Origin of the sequence: Klebsiella sp. JN_Kp121 (assembly GCF_040062145.1) — a bacterium.
GTDB classification, from domain to species: Bacteria; Pseudomonadota; Gammaproteobacteria; order Enterobacterales; family Enterobacteriaceae; genus Klebsiella; species Klebsiella aerogenes.
On the sequence record NZ_JBEAHX010000007.1, the window covers coordinates 13,294 to 26,726 of the forward strand.

Below are 13,433 nucleotides of genomic sequence, written 5' to 3' on the forward strand. Positions count from 1 at the left end.
ATGATCTACATTTCTGCCGTCGGCATGATTAACGCGCTGGGTCGCGATAATGATGAAGTCGCCGCCAATCTGGCTCGCGGTATCGCGCCCGGCATGCGCCCGCGCGAGGGGTGGCTACAGGGACATCCGCAGGCGGTTTTCGCGGGCGTGGACGGCGAATTACCCGCCATTCCCGATACCTTTAGCGCCCATCGTTCACGCAATAATCAACTGCTGCTGGCGGCGCTGGCGCAAATTCAGCCGCAGGTGGATGACGCCATCGCCCAATACGGGCGTGAACGCGTTGCCGTAGTGCTTGGCACCAGCACCTCGGGGCTCGACGAAGGTGACGCGCACGTCACGTTGACCCTTAGCGGCGCGGAAAGCGCGGCCTGGCAATATCCGCAGCAGGAGCTGGGAGACCCGTCGCGTTTTCTCAGCCACTGGCTGGCGCTGGATGGCCCGGCATTTACGCTGTCAACCGCCTGCTCATCCAGCGCCAGAGCCATTATCAGCGGACGCCGACTGATTGAAGCCGGGCTGGCGGATGTGGCGATTGTCGGCGGCGCGGATACCCTCAGCCGAATGCCGATCAACGGCTTTCACAGCCTGGAGTCGCTCTCCACGACTCAGTGCCAGCCGTTTGGCCGCGATCGCTGCGGCATCACTATCGGCGAAGGGGCGGCGCTGATGCTGCTGACCCGCGAGCCGCAGCCTATCGCGCTGCTGGGTATCGGCGAGTCCAGCGACGCCTGGCATATTTCCGCCCCGCATCCTGAGGGAGAAGGGGCAATTCGCGCTATCCAGCAGGCGCTGGACGATGCGGGCATCGCCCCTGAACAGGTGGGCTATATCAACCTGCACGGCACCGCCACGCCGCTGAACGATCGGATAGAGTCTCACGTCGTCAACGCGCTATTTGGCGAGCAGGTGCCATGCAGCTCCACCAAACATCTGACCGGGCATACGCTGGGCGCGGCGGGGATCACCGAAGCCGCCATCGGCATGCTGATCCTGCAACGCAATCTGCTGCTGCCGGCGCAGGACTTCAGCCAGTCGCCGCGCGACGCGACCCTTCCGCCGTGCGGGATTATCGAACGTCCCCTACCGTTGCCGCGACCGATTATCCTGTCGAACTCTTTTGCTTTTGGCGGTAACAACGCCAGTATCCTGCTCGGGAGCATTCAATGAACCACTATTTATCGCCCGGCGACTATCTACCGCACGATGCACCGATGCTGCTGCTGGAAGAGGTCGTCAATGTGACCGACGAAACCGCGACCTGCCGGGTCACGGTCTCGCCCCATAGCGTCCTGGCGCCATTTCTCGATGCCGAGGGCAATCTCCCCGGTTGGTTCGCCCTTGAATTAATGGCGCAAACCGTCGGCGTCTGGTCCGGCTGGCACCGCCTGCAAAAAGGGCAAGCGTCCATCTCATTAGGTATGGTGCTTGGCGCGCGAGAATTAGTCTGCGCGGCCGGCTCCCTGCCGCGCGGCAAAGCACTGTCCATTACCGTTAAACTGCTCATGCAAGACGAGCGTTTCGCTAGCTTCGAAGGCGCCGTGATGGCGGACGATGACCTGCTGGCCAGCGGAAGGGTTAATACCTTCCAGCCAACGCCAACAGAACTTAACACCCTATTTCAACAAGGAGCGTCAGAATGAGTCGTTCAGTTTTGGTTACCGGCGCCAGCAAAGGTATCGGTCGCGCCATCGCCTACCAGCTGGCGGCGGACGGTTTTATGGTAGGCGTCCACTATCATCGCGACGCGTCAGGCGCGCAGCAGACGCTGGAGGCGATTACCGCCGCCGGCGGCGCGGGGCGTCTGCTGAGCTTTGACGTCGCCAATCGCACGCAGTGCCGCGAAGTCCTTGAGCAGGATATGGCCGAACACGGCGCGTGGTACGGCATTGTCAGCAACGCCGGCATCGCCCGCGACGGCGCCTTCCCGGCGCTCGGCGAAGACGACTGGGACGCGGTGATCCACACCAACCTCGACAGCTTCTACAACGTCATTCATCCGTGCATCATGCCGATGATTAGCGCACGCCAGGGCGGGCGTATCATCACGCTCTCGTCCGTATCCGGCGTGATGGGTAACCGCGGTCAGGTCAACTATAGCGCCGCCAAGGCGGGGATCATCGGCGCCACCAAAGCGCTGGCGATTGAGCTGGCGAAGCGCAAAATCACCGTGAACTGCATCGCCCCCGGGCTTATCGACACCGGGATGATCGAAATGGAAGAGGCCGCGTTGAAAGAGGCGATGTCGATGATCCCGATGAAACGCATGGGACAGGCGGAAGAAGTGGCGGGGCTGGCGAGTTATTTAATGTCGGATGTGGCGGGTTATGTCACCCGGCAGGTCATTTCCATCAATGGAGGGATGTTATGACACGCCGTGTGGTCATTACCGGGATGGGCGGCGTCACCGCATTTGGCGAAAAATGGCAGGATGTCTCGGCGGGGCTGAAGAGATATAAAAACGCCGTACGCGCCATGCCGGAGTGGCGTATTTACGACGGGCTGCATACGCTGCTGGGCGCGCCGATCGATGATTTCACCCTGCCCGACCACTATACCCGCAAGCGCATTCGCGCGATGGGGCGCGTATCGTTGCTCTCCACCCGCGCCACTGAACTGGCGCTGGAGCAGGCCGGGCTAATCGACGATGCCATACTGAGTAACGGCGAAACCGGCATCGCCTACGGTTCATCAACCGGCAGTACCGCCCCGATGAGCGAATTCGCCACCATGTTGACGGAAAAGCACACCAATAATATTACTGCTACCACCTACGTGCAGATGATGCCGCATACCACCGCCGTCAATACGGGCCTGTTTTTTGGCCTGCGCGGCCGCGTGATCCCGACGTCCAGCGCCTGTACCTCCGGAAGCCAGGCGATTGGTTACGCCTGGGAAGCGATTCGCCACGGCTATCAAACGGTGATGGTCGCCGGCGGCGCGGAAGAGCTTTGCCCGTCGGAGGCCGCGGTATTCGATACTCTGTTTGCTACCAGCCAGCGCAATGAGCAGCCCGACATTACCCCCTCCCCCTTTGATGTGCTGCGTGATGGGCTGGTGATTGGCGAAGGGGCCGGTACTCTCATTCTGGAAGAACTGGAGCACGCCAAAGCACGCGGGGCGACCATTTACGGCGAAATCATCGGCTTCGCCACCAACTGCGATGCTGCGCATATCACTCAACCGCAGCGTGAAACCATGCAGATCTGCATGGAACAATCATTAAAAATAGCAGGCCTGAGCGCCCGGGATATCGGCTACATTTCGGCCCACGGCACCGCGACCGACCGCGGCGATATCGCCGAAAGCCAGGCGACGGCGGCGATTTATGGCGATAGCGTGCCGATCTCCTCGCTGAAAAGCTATTTCGGCCATACCCTTGGCGCCTGCGGGGCGCTGGAAGCGTGGATGAGTCTGCAGATGATGCGCGAGGGCTGGTTCGCGCCAACGCTGAATTTGCATAATCCGGACGCCAATTGCGGAGAACTGGATCACATCATGGGCGAAGCGCGCCAGATTGATTGTGAATTCCTGCAGAGTAACAACTTCGCCTTCGGCGGTATTAACACCTCAATGATTATTCAGCGCTGGTCCTGAAATGTATCAGCTTATCCTTGGCCAAATCTCAACGCTTAGTGCCCTGCCGTTACCGACTGGGTTAGCGGCCCAGGCCCCTGATGGCCCGCGGCGGGCAAGCTGGCTTGCCGGGCGCGCGCTGCTGGCGCATGCGGCGGCCCCGCTGGCGGATATTGCGTATGGCGAGCAGGGCAAACCGGCTTTCCCGCCCGGCTGCGGGCGGTGGTTTAACCTTAGCCACAGCGGCGACCATATTGCCCTGCTGCTGAGCGATGAAGGCGAGGTTGGCTGCGATATCGAAGTGATTCGTCCGCGCAACGGCTGGCAGCGGTTGGCCAACGCCCTGTTTAGCGAGGGCGAGCATCAGGAACTGGAGCGCGAACCGCCGGAGCGGCAGCTAGCCGCCTTTTGGCAAATCTGGACGCGCAAAGAAGCGCTGGTAAAGCAACGCGGCGGCAGCGCCTGGCAGATGGCCTCTGTTGACAGCGCCTTTCGCGGCGCGCTGTCATTAAGCCAGATTCAGTATCAAGGGTTAAGTATTGCGGTCTGTACGCCAACGCCGTTCTCGCTGACGGCGGCGCACATTCAATGTTTCAACGGCGCGGCTTGACCGGCCAGAAGATAGTCAGCACGCCGGCGATAATAATCAGCACGCCCAGCAGCGATTGCCAGTAAAACGGCTCGTGCCAGCCGGGCAGCCAGATGGCGGCGGCCCACACCAGAATGTAGCTCAGGCTGAGCAGCGCGTAAGCTTTGGCCAACGGTAAGCGGTGTAGCGCGAAATACCAGCAGACCATCGACAGCAGATAGCCAACCAGGCCGAAACCCAGGCTGAAGGTACCGGTGCGCAAATGCAGTAGATAATTGAGAAAGGTCAGGATATCGGTCAATGGCGGCAGCTCGACCATCGCGCTGCGCAGTAACAGCTGCGCGCCGCTGACCAGCCCGACGCTCAATAACGCCCAGATTAACCCCATCAGACGCTACTCCCCAGAACGGCGATACCGACGACGATCAGCCCGACGCCAAGCCAGTGGCGGCGCGCCACCGGCTCGCGCCAGATGCCCCATGCCGCCAGCGTCACCCAGACAAAATTGAGGCTCAGCATCGGATAGGCAATACCGACCGGGATTGCCTGCAGTACCCCCAGCCACAGCAGCATACCGCCGCCGAGCGCCAGCAGGGCTAAGCCCAGCCACAGCAAAATATGCCGCCCGCGCCGCCCGCTACGGGACGGCCGGGTCGCCTGCTTCTGGCACAGCTGACCGGCGCAGCTAAGCAGACTGGCGAGTATCAGACAGAACCAGACACTCATTGCGGCAGATACTGAATAAACACCACGCGCCCCAGCTCGTAGGAGTTATCAGGTTTCGGTAACGCCAGTTCGTTCATCGTTTCACCTTTATCCATCAGCAGCACCAGTGAGATCGGTCCCTGCTGGCGGTGCGCCGCCAGCCAATCAGCAAAAGCTTGAGTCGACACGAATTTGCTCTGCGCATCCGGCCAGCCGAGGCCATATTTTAGCTCCCCCTGCCTTTCATACAGGATGATGTCGTCACGCTTGAGCTCCCACGCCAGCCCCGCTCCGATACCGACGCTGTTGGTCAGTACATAGCGGCTTGGCGCCAGCGATTCGCTAACAATATCCACCAGAAACTGCGGCTGTTTGCTGTCGATAACCCGATCCGGGATAGCGAAGCCCACCAGCAGCGCCACTCCCAGCGGACAGATGGCGGCCAGCGTCCAGCGACGACCGTTGTCTTTTATCGCCAGCCAGCCCATCAGCGCCCATACGGCAAAGGCAATCGCCGCCAGCAGACATTTATACAGCTCGATCTTCGTCCACACCGGCTTATGCATGACGCCCCACGGCGAGACCACCAGCACGGCGACCAGGCCGATCAGACCAAAACCGAGGTTGATCATGCCGTTGATGCGCAGCGCTTTCGCCCCCGCCTTCGCGGCATCCAGCGCGTAGCGGGCCATCAAAATCGACAGCGGCATAAAGCACGGCAGAATGTAGGTCGGCAGTTTTCCCTTGGCGATGCTGAAGAACAGGAACGGCATCGCTATCCAGCCTAGCAGATACAGCGCGCCGCGGGCATCATCGCGCTCGCTCCAGCCGCGCTTCAGCGCGCCCGGTAACAGCGCCAACCACGGCAGGCTGCCGGCAATCAGGAACGGAATGTAGTACCAGAACGGCGCTTTATGCTGCGCGTCTTTCTCAGCGAAACGCTGAATATGCTCGACCCAGAAGAAATAGCGCCAGAAATCGGGTTCGCGATTGGCAATAGCCAATCCCCACGGCAGCACCACCAACGTACAGACCGCCACCGCCAGCCAGCCGTAGGTCAGCACTTCGCGCCAGCGTTTACGCGCCATCACCCACGGCAGCACGCCAACCACCGGTACCGCCAGCGCCAGGAAGCCCTTGGTCATCACCCCCATACCGCAGGCGACTCCCAGCAGGACATAACCCAACATCTTCCCGCTGCGGCTCTGCGCCTGGGAGGCTCCCCAGAAGCTGCACATCGCCAGCGCCAGCCACATGGTGATCATCGGATCCAGCACCGCATAGGTTCCGATACCGTATACCAGCATCGCGGTCAGGAAGATAACCGGCGACAGGATCGCCACGCGTTTATCGCGGAAAATACGCCACGCCAGCCACGCCACCAGCAACGCGCTGACGGTAATGGCGAAGACCGAACCGAAACGCACGCCAAAGTTATTATGACCAAATAGCCACTGACCAATACTGTTAATCCAGTAACCGGCAATCGGCTTTTCAAAGTAACGCAGGCCCAGCAGATGCGGCACCACCCAGTCGCCGGAGGCCAGCATTTCACGACTGATCTCGGCATAGCGGGTTTCATCAGGCTGCCACAGCAAACGGAAATTTAACGGCAATAAGTAATACAGCGCAAAGAGTACAACCAGAGAGATGCCATAACGAATGCTTTTCATACACCCGAGCCCAGTAATTGTTCACGTCCAAGCCAACCTTCCCGGCCAGCCAGCTCACCACGGACCACTTTGCCTGACGGCAGCTCGCTAAAGTCAGCGGGCAGCAGCTGGCTCAGTGGGCAAAATTGTATTTCTTCTTCCTCCGCCATGGTCAGCAGCGCATCGAACTGATCGGCGTAGGCAATGCCTTCCACTTCGGCGTGGATGGTATAGACCGGCGTTCCCTTGTCACGATGAATGCAGTCCAGCAGATAGCGGTTGAAGCCAGCGGTATCGACGGCGCTACCGACCACTTCATCCCAGGTGGGAAGCGTCACCGGAATTTGTACGGTGCCGGAGGCCCCGCCGCCAATCTGCGGCAGGAATGGCCGCGTGCCGCGACAATCGCTGTTGTAGAGGAAATCGAAGGATTCTTTCGCTTTTACCACCCGCTGGTCGGCACGCCAGCCGGCGACGGCGGAGCAGGTCACCGGGCGGCCGATAATGCGTTCCAGTTCGAGCAGACCGCGTTCAATTTCCAGCGTCAGACGTTCCTGCGGCCAGACGCCGCTCCACGCTTGCCAGCTGTAGTGGTCCCAGGCGTGCAGGCCCACTTCATGGATGTGCGCGGCGGCGCGAATAACCTCTTCGTTACCCGCGCCAATCCTGCGCCCCGGCCACGCGGTGCCGGCCAGCAGAATATCCCAGCCATACAGCGAGGCCGCGTTGGAGCGCAGCATTTTCCACAGAAACTTCGGTTTTACCAGGCGCCATAAATGGCGCCCCATATTGTCCGGCCCGACGCTGAAAAAGAAGCTTGCCTGAATCCCGTGCTTGCCCAGCAGGGCCAGCAGCCGCGGTACGCCATCACGCGTCCCGCGAAAGGTATCGACATCTATGCGTAAGCCGACTTGTTTCATGAGTTTTTATCGTCCGTGAGCTCAACGGTGCGCAGGAAGAAGTCCAGAGTGTGTTCAACGGTCTCTTCCATCTCGACGGTCGGTTCCCAGTTCAGGCAGCGTTTCGCGTTGCGAATGCTCGGTTTACGATGCTCAACGTCCTGGTAGCCTTTACCGTAGTAATCGCTGCTTTCCACTTCGCGGAAGCCGGCGAACGGCGGGAAGCGATCGCGCAGCGGATGGCGCTCGAAGCAGGCGAGCAGCATTTCCGCCAGCTCTTTGATGCTAGCTTCGTTTTCCGGGTTACCGATGTTGATGATCTGACCATCGCAGCGACCATCTTTGTTCTCAATGATGCGGAACAACGCTTCGATACCGTCGCTGATATCGGTGAAGCAGCGCTTCTGTTTGCCGCCTTCGATAAGCTTAATCGGCGAACCTTCCACCAGGTTGAGGATCAGCTGAGTGATGGCGCGGGAGCTACCGATACGTGCGGCATTAAGGTTATCCAGACGCGGCCCCATCCAGTTGAACGGACGGAACAGGGTGAACTTGAGGCCGTTCTTATCGCCATAGGCCCAGATCACGCGGTCCAGCAGCTGTTTAGAAACCGAGTAGATCCAACGCTGTTTGTTGATCGGCCCGACCACCAGATTGGAATTATCTTCGTCGAAGTTTTTGTCGGTGCACATGCCGTACACTTCCGAGGTCGACGGGAAGATAATGCGCTTATTGTATTTCACGCAGTCACGGATGATCTTCAGGTTCTCTTCGAAATCCAGTTCGAACACGCGCAGCGGGTTACGGGTGTATTCGATAGGCGTCGCGATCGCGACCAGCGGCAGTACCACATCGCATTTCTTAATGTGGTATTCGATCCACTCGGAGTGAATGCTGATATCGCCTTCAACGAAGTGGAAACGCGGGCAGTCAAGGAAACGGCTGATGGCGTCGGAGCCGATATCCAGGCCGTAAATCTCATAGTTGTCGTCCTGCAACAGGCGCTCGGTCAGGTGGTTACCGATAAAGCCGTTGACGCCGAGGATCAGCACGCGGGTACGGCGCTTCACCGCCACCACCGGTTTGCTGCTCAGCACCGCGCTGCTCACCAGCCCCAGCGCCTGCGCCAGCTGGGCGCCCTGCATGTAAACGCCGCGTTCGGTCTGGCCGGTGACGATTTCCAGCGCCCCCTGCTGACAGGCAACCACTAGCGGCGCGACGGAGATAACGGTGCCGGGCTTCGCCGCCGGCAGATCGGCGCGCACGCGGGATTTCCAGACGATAAATTTGTTCGCGCCGGCATAGGCGAAGGCGCCCGGCCACGGATCGGATACCGCACGCACCAGGTTGTGCAGAGTCTGCGCCGGTTTGTCCCAATCGAGACGCCCGTCTTCCGGGGTACGACGGCCAACGTAGGTCGCCTGGCTGTGGTCCTGCGCCCGCTCCTCAGTCTTACCCTCACGAATAGCCGGCAGCGCCTGGCCCAGCAGATCGGAGGCGGCGGCACACAGCTTACGGTGTAGCGCCAGCGCCGCGTCATCCGGGCCGATAGCCACAGCTTGTTGAGCGACGATATCGCCCGCGTCGGCGCGGTTAACCATCCGGTGCAGGGTCACACCGGTTTCGCTTTCGCCGTTGACCAGTACCCAATTCAGCGGCGCGCGACCGCGGTATTTCGGCAGCAGAGAACCATGCAGGTTGAAAGCCCCCTTCGGCGCGATATTCAGGATCTCATCGCACAGCAGGTTGCGGTAGTAGAACGAGAACAGCACATCCGGCTTCATCTCGCGAATACGTTCAATCCACAGCGGATGGTTAACATCTTCCGGCGCCCATACCGGGATACCTTGCTCGGCGGCAATGCGGGCAACGGAACCAAAGAATTGGTTTTCGCCAGGGTTATCCGGATGGGTGAAAATAGCGGCAATGTCATACCCGGCATCCAGCAGTGACTGAATACCTGCGCAACCCATATCGTGATAAGCGAAGACTACTGCTTTCATGAACGATCTTCCTCTTGAGACGCCGTTTCCGGCTGGCGAACAACACGTTGAATAAAGTAACGGGGACGGGCGCGAACATCGTTATAGATGCGGCCGATATACTCCCCGAGCAGGCCCATACCGACAAACTGGGCGCCGATGAACATGAACAGCACGGCGAAGAGCATAAACACCCCTTCCGCCGCCCATTGCGGACCGAAGGCCAGACGCAGCACCACCAGCAGCAGGCCGAAGGCGAAGCCCAACAGGGCTATCACGCTGCCGAAAATACTCAGTAAACGCAGCGGGGTGGTGGTCAGACAGGTCACCAGGTCATACATCAGGTTAATCAGACGCATGAAGCTATATTTGGAGTCGCCGAATTCGCGCTCGGCGTGCATCACCGGGATCTCGACCGCCCGGCGGGCGAAGGTATTCGCCAGAATCGGGATAAAGGTGCTGCGCTCATGGCAGTTGAGCATGGCGTCGATGATATGGCGGCGATAGGCACGCAACATGCAGCCGTAGTCGCCCATGGCTTTACCGGTGGTTCGCTGAATCAGGCGGTTAATCATCTTCGAGGCAGATTTACGGAAGATGCTGTCCTGACGGTTCTGGCGCACGGTACCGACCACGTCATAGCCTTCATCGGCTTTTGCCACCAGCCGCGGGATCTCTTCCGGCGGGTTTTGCAAGTCGGCATCGAGGGTGATGATCAGATCGCCGGTGACATGGCTGAAACCGGCCATAATCGCCGAGTGCTGGCCGTAGTTGCGGTTCAACAGCACCGCCACCACGTGGCTGCCTTCGGCTTCGGCGGCCTCGGTCAGCATGCGCGCGGAATCGTCGCTGCTGCCGTCGTCGATTAGCAGAATTTCATATTGGCGTCCTAGCGTCGCACAGGCGGCGTCGGTCCGACGCAGCAGCTCCGGCAGACTATCCTGTTCGTTATAAACCGGGATCACCACCGAGACTTTTTTTACGGGAGGATAAGTAAGCATATCAACGTCCTGACAACTGATGCAGCGCGGTAATGACGCGGGTGACATCGTCGTCGGTCATATCCGGGAACAGCGGGATAGAACAAATGCGCGCGCTGTTCCATTCGGTATTCGGTAACGAAACTTCAGGAAAACGCTCGCGGTAATACTTTTGCGTATGGGCCGCGCGGAAGTGCAGACCGGTGCCTATGCCCATGGCTTTGAGTTTTTCCATCAGGACATCGCGGCTGATGCCGCAGGCCGCTTCATCAACGCGGATAATAAACAGGTGCCAGGCGTGTTGGTGATCCCATGCCGGAATGGTCAGCGGCTTAAAGGGGGTATCCGCCAGCTCGCGCAGGTAGCGTTGGGCGATTTCAGCGCGACGTTGATTCGCCTGCGCCAGCTTATCCAGCTGCACCAGCGCCAGCGCGGCGTTGATATCGGCCAGATTGTATTTGAAGCCGGGGGTAATCACTTCCGCCTGCGGTGCGCGGCCGTGGGTCTGGCGGTCGTAGGCGTCAACGCCCAGGCCGTGGAATTTGAGGCTGCGGATGCGGGAAGCCAGCTCGTCATCATCGGTGACGATAAGCCCCCCTTCGGCGCAGGTCATATTTTTGATCGCGTGGAACGAGAAAATCGCGGTGCCGCGCCAGCCGACGTGGCGGCCTTTATAGTGCGTTCCCGCGGCATGCGCGGCATCTTCGATTACCGGTATACCGTGGCGCTCGCCAACGGCGCGGATCGCATCGATATCCGCAGGCGCGCCCGCGTAGTGGACAGGTATAATCGCTTTCGTCCGCGAAGTGATCGCCGCTTCCACCGCCTCAGGGGTAATCATCAGATTGTCGTGGTCGACATCGATCATCACCGGCGTAGCGCCCAGCAGACAGATCATGTTCAGCGTCGAGACCCAGGTTTGCGAAGGGGTGATCACTTCGTCGCCAGGGCCAATGCCCATCGCCATTAGCGTAACGTGCATACCGCCGGTAGCGGAGCTGACGGCGATGGCGTGGCGGTTGCCGGTCAGTTGGCAAAACGCCTCTTCCAGCGCCTGGTTTTTAGGACCGGTAGTGATCCATCCTGATTGCAAAACTTCACGCAGCGCAGCCAGCTCTGCGTCGCCCATCGACGGGCGCGAAAACGGCAGAAATTCGCTCATCTTTTTCCTGTTCTATTAATAACCCACTAAAAAAGGGGGCCGGTAGAAAGAAATATCCTGCGCCAGCGGACTTAAACAAAATGAAAATGAAGTCGGTTCACCGCCACATTTCATTCCAGGGTATTTCGACGGTTATAAATCTAGTCGCTGTTGCTTAGGATAATATTAAGAAATTAATATTTTTCGCGAGAATAGTAATATCTCATTTAAAATCAGATAGATAGTATTTTCTTATGACAGGAATTAGCAGCAAAAAGCCCCAGTTTCATAGAGAAAACTGGGGCTTAACGGGTGAAAGTAAACGAATCGTCAACCAGCCCGCAATAAATATTTATTTACGTTTTAATCTAGCGGAAAAATTAGCGTTAGATCACAGAATTATTTCTGCTGTATTACAAATTTGCAGGAAAATCTGCGGGTAATTCATTAGCCGGGCAATTAATTACATCGTTATTATCCGCGCCGCAATCGCGAACAAAGGTGATAGTCGCGAATTCATCAATCACTTCGGTCGGGTAGGCCGGGCCGGCGTCACGGTAGGCGTTCATTAACGGAATATGATCGTTCTGGAAGCAGACGGTTTTTTCCGGGTTATTCATGATCCAGCGGGGGAAGAAAATGGTGCCGTGGAACAGTTTGTCGCCCAGGTTGACGATCAGGCTGACGTCGGTACCGGTTGGTTCAGTCCAGGAAATTTTATAAATGCTTTCGCCTACCCGCACGATGTACGCATGCTGGTCTTTCACCCAACGATTAGCAACGATACCGCTGTGAATACGATAGTCCAGAGTGGTGCCATTTTTAACGTAAATTTCGTAGTTCCAGCCGTTGTCGTAGGTATAAACCAGATGTTTACCGATAAAGCCGCTGAGGTCATGTTTGTCGAAAGTGCTCATTATTTATTCTCCTCTGTTTCGTTGAGGTAAGAATACGGCTTTAAAAATTGAATGAATAACGCTATGTTTGAATGAAAATGATCTAATTTTTAGATGAATTATGCACAAGACCACGCTGGAACAATGGGCGCTGCTGGAAAAGGTGATTGAGCTGGGCAGCTTTGCCAAAGCCGCGGAAGAGACCAACCGCAGCCAGTCTTCGGTGAGCTATAACCTGGCGCTGCTGCAGGAACGTTTAGGGGTGGCGCTGCTGGCGCCGTCCGGGCGACGGGCGGTGCTGACGCCCGCTGGCGAACTGCTGCTTAATCAGGTGAAACCGTTACTGAAGGCCTTTTCGTGGGTTGAGACCCACGCCGCGACGCTGCGCAACGGCGCGCGCACCCGTCTGGATCTGGTCGTCGACAGCATTTTTCCCCGCCAGCGGCTCTTCGCTATTTTGCGTCAGTTTCAGCAACGCTACCCGCAAACTCAGGTTCGGCTGACCGAAGTGCTGGAAAACATCGATGAGGCTAGCGCCGCCCGCAGCGAGGCCGATGTGATGGTCTTAACCCGTCGCCAGGATATTACCGGACGCGGCGAATGGCTGATGAATATCGATTTTATCGCGGTCGCCCATCGCGACCATCCGCTGTCGCAATCGGAAGAACCGCTGGACGACAACGCGCTGGCCCCCTGGCCGCTGATCCGCATTGCCGACCGTAGCGGCGATGCCTCATCCACCCGCGATGCCTGGACCTTTTCTACTATTGATGCCGCCATAGATGCGGTGCTGTATCAGGTGGGATTCGGCTGGTTGCCGGAGGAGCGGATCCGCGCACATCTGGAACAGGGCGTGCTGAAAGCGCTGCCGCTGAGCCATGGCGCCCGCCGCGCCACGCCGCTGCATTTGATAGTCAAGCGGGACCTGGCGCCGCTCGATGAACAGGTCACCACCCTGTTGGATTTGTTCAGACAATCGTAATCTTATGCTACATATGATTTTGTTATGGTTT

At 58.5% G+C, this 13,433-nt stretch carries 14 protein-coding genes; 6 read left to right on the forward strand and 8 right to left on the reverse strand.

Going from position 1 to position 13,433, the window contains the following annotated elements:
* Genes ABLU86_RS11540 through acpT form a run of 5 tightly spaced genes read left to right on the forward strand, consistent with a single transcriptional unit; the run spans position 1 to position 4,186 of the window.
* Positions 1-1,170 carry a beta-ketoacyl-[acyl-carrier-protein] synthase family protein gene (locus ABLU86_RS11540; RefSeq protein ID WP_348796273.1) on the forward strand — a complete coding sequence of 390 codons (1,170 nt, stop codon included), beginning with the start codon at positions 1-3 and terminating at the stop codon, positions 1,168-1,170.
* Positions 1,167-1,643, forward strand: coding sequence for a 3-hydroxy-fatty acyl-ACP dehydratase (locus ABLU86_RS11545; RefSeq protein ID WP_015369293.1), 477 nt, complete (start codon positions 1,167-1,169; stop codon positions 1,641-1,643). The genes ABLU86_RS11540 and ABLU86_RS11545 overlap by 4 nt, the downstream gene beginning before the upstream one ends.
* On the forward strand, positions 1,640-2,371 hold the full coding sequence (locus ABLU86_RS11550; protein WP_348796274.1) for a 3-ketoacyl-ACP reductase FabG2: 732 nt from the start codon (positions 1,640-1,642) through the stop codon (positions 2,369-2,371). The genes ABLU86_RS11545 and ABLU86_RS11550 overlap by 4 nt, the downstream gene beginning before the upstream one ends.
* Complete coding sequence (locus ABLU86_RS11555) at positions 2,368-3,597, forward strand: beta-ketoacyl-ACP synthase (RefSeq protein ID WP_348796275.1); 1,230 nt, start codon at positions 2,368-2,370, stop codon at positions 3,595-3,597. Before ABLU86_RS11550 ends, ABLU86_RS11555 begins: the two co-directional genes overlap by 4 nt.
* A gap of 1 nt (position 3,598) precedes the next feature.
* Positions 3,599-4,186 carry a 4'-phosphopantetheinyl transferase AcpT gene (acpT, locus tag ABLU86_RS11560; protein ID WP_348796276.1) on the forward strand — a complete coding sequence of 196 codons (588 nt, stop codon included), beginning with the start codon at positions 3,599-3,601 and terminating at the stop codon, positions 4,184-4,186.
* Here the strand turns inward: acpT and arnF are convergent.
* The 8 genes from arnF to ABLU86_RS11600 all read right to left on the reverse strand — a co-directional run bounded on the left by arnF (position 4,170) and on the right by ABLU86_RS11600 (position 12,444).
* The gene (arnF, locus tag ABLU86_RS11565; RefSeq protein WP_047038058.1) at positions 4,170-4,553 is read right to left on the reverse strand and encodes a 4-amino-4-deoxy-L-arabinose-phosphoundecaprenol flippase subunit ArnF; all 384 of its coding nucleotides are present in this window, start codon (positions 4,551-4,553) and stop codon (positions 4,170-4,172) included. The genes acpT and arnF overlap by 17 nt on opposite strands.
* On the reverse strand, positions 4,553-4,891 hold the full coding sequence (arnE, locus tag ABLU86_RS11570) for a 4-amino-4-deoxy-L-arabinose-phosphoundecaprenol flippase subunit ArnE (RefSeq protein ID WP_015369288.1): 339 nt from the start codon (positions 4,889-4,891) through the stop codon (positions 4,553-4,555). The genes arnF and arnE overlap by 1 nt, the downstream gene beginning before the upstream one ends.
* Entirely contained in the window at positions 4,888-6,543 is a 1,656-nt protein-coding gene (gene arnT / locus ABLU86_RS11575; RefSeq protein ID WP_015369287.1) for a lipid IV(A) 4-amino-4-deoxy-L-arabinosyltransferase, read from the reverse strand. Before arnT ends, arnE begins: the two co-directional genes overlap by 4 nt.
* Positions 6,540-7,442: a 4-deoxy-4-formamido-L-arabinose-phosphoundecaprenol deformylase gene (gene arnD / locus ABLU86_RS11580; RefSeq protein ID WP_042895061.1), complete on the reverse strand. Its 903-nt coding sequence runs from the start codon at positions 7,440-7,442 to the stop codon at positions 6,540-6,542. Before arnD ends, arnT begins: the two co-directional genes overlap by 4 nt.
* On the reverse strand, positions 7,439-9,424 hold the full coding sequence (arnA, locus tag ABLU86_RS11585; protein WP_072383314.1) for a bifunctional UDP-4-amino-4-deoxy-L-arabinose formyltransferase/UDP-glucuronic acid oxidase ArnA: 1,986 nt from the start codon (positions 9,422-9,424) through the stop codon (positions 7,439-7,441). The genes arnD and arnA overlap by 4 nt, the downstream gene beginning before the upstream one ends.
* Complete coding sequence (arnC, locus tag ABLU86_RS11590; protein WP_015369284.1) at positions 9,421-10,404, reverse strand: undecaprenyl-phosphate 4-deoxy-4-formamido-L-arabinose transferase; 984 nt, start codon at positions 10,402-10,404, stop codon at positions 9,421-9,423. The genes arnA and arnC overlap by 4 nt, the downstream gene beginning before the upstream one ends.
* A 1-nt stretch (position 10,405) precedes the next feature.
* Positions 10,406-11,545 carry a UDP-4-amino-4-deoxy-L-arabinose aminotransferase gene (arnB, locus tag ABLU86_RS11595; RefSeq protein ID WP_015703732.1) on the reverse strand — a complete coding sequence of 380 codons (1,140 nt, stop codon included), beginning with the start codon at positions 11,543-11,545 and terminating at the stop codon, positions 10,406-10,408.
* Positions 11,546-11,937: 392 nt separating this feature from the next.
* The gene (locus ABLU86_RS11600) at positions 11,938-12,444 is read right to left on the reverse strand and encodes a phenolic acid decarboxylase (RefSeq protein ID WP_026612202.1); all 507 of its coding nucleotides are present in this window, start codon (positions 12,442-12,444) and stop codon (positions 11,938-11,940) included.
* A gap of 97 nt (positions 12,445-12,541) precedes the next feature.
* Here ABLU86_RS11600 and ABLU86_RS11605 point away from each other — a divergent pair, with 97 nt between their 5' ends.
* The gene (locus tag ABLU86_RS11605; protein ID WP_015703733.1) at positions 12,542-13,402 is read left to right on the forward strand and encodes a LysR family transcriptional regulator; all 861 of its coding nucleotides are present in this window, start codon (positions 12,542-12,544) and stop codon (positions 13,400-13,402) included.
* Positions 13,403-13,433: the final 31 nt, after the last annotated feature.

What these genes read in the sequence shown, in the direction of transcription:
- ABLU86_RS11555 (WP_348796275.1), top strand. Translation starts at nt 2,368, where the DNA reads ATGACACGCCGTGTGGTCATTACCGGGATGGGCGGCGTCACCGCATTT.
- arnB (WP_015703732.1), bottom strand. Translation starts at nt 11,545, where the DNA reads ATGAGCGAATTTCTGCCGTTTTCGCGCCCGTCGATGGGCGACGCAGAG.
- acpT (WP_348796276.1), top strand. Translation starts at nt 3,599, where the DNA reads ATGTATCAGCTTATCCTTGGCCAAATCTCAACGCTTAGTGCCCTGCCG.
- arnT (WP_015369287.1), bottom strand. Translation starts at nt 6,543, where the DNA reads ATGAAAAGCATTCGTTATGGCATCTCTCTGGTTGTACTCTTTGCGCTG.
- arnC (WP_015369284.1), bottom strand. Translation starts at nt 10,404, where the DNA reads ATGCTTACTTATCCTCCCGTAAAAAAAGTCTCGGTGGTGATCCCGGTT.
- ABLU86_RS11540 (WP_348796273.1), top strand. Translation starts at nt 1, where the DNA reads ATGATCTACATTTCTGCCGTCGGCATGATTAACGCGCTGGGTCGCGAT.
- arnD (WP_042895061.1), bottom strand. Translation starts at nt 7,442, where the DNA reads ATGAAACAAGTCGGCTTACGCATAGATGTCGATACCTTTCGCGGGACG.
- ABLU86_RS11545 (WP_015369293.1), top strand. Translation starts at nt 1,167, where the DNA reads ATGAACCACTATTTATCGCCCGGCGACTATCTACCGCACGATGCACCG.
- arnF (WP_047038058.1), bottom strand. Translation starts at nt 4,553, where the DNA reads ATGGGGTTAATCTGGGCGTTATTGAGCGTCGGGCTGGTCAGCGGCGCG.
- arnA (WP_072383314.1), bottom strand. Translation starts at nt 9,424, where the DNA reads ATGAAAGCAGTAGTCTTCGCTTATCACGATATGGGTTGCGCAGGTATT.
- ABLU86_RS11550 (WP_348796274.1), top strand. Translation starts at nt 1,640, where the DNA reads ATGAGTCGTTCAGTTTTGGTTACCGGCGCCAGCAAAGGTATCGGTCGC.
- arnE (WP_015369288.1), bottom strand. Translation starts at nt 4,891, where the DNA reads ATGAGTGTCTGGTTCTGTCTGATACTCGCCAGTCTGCTTAGCTGCGCC.
- ABLU86_RS11605 (WP_015703733.1), top strand. Translation starts at nt 12,542, where the DNA reads ATGCACAAGACCACGCTGGAACAATGGGCGCTGCTGGAAAAGGTGATT.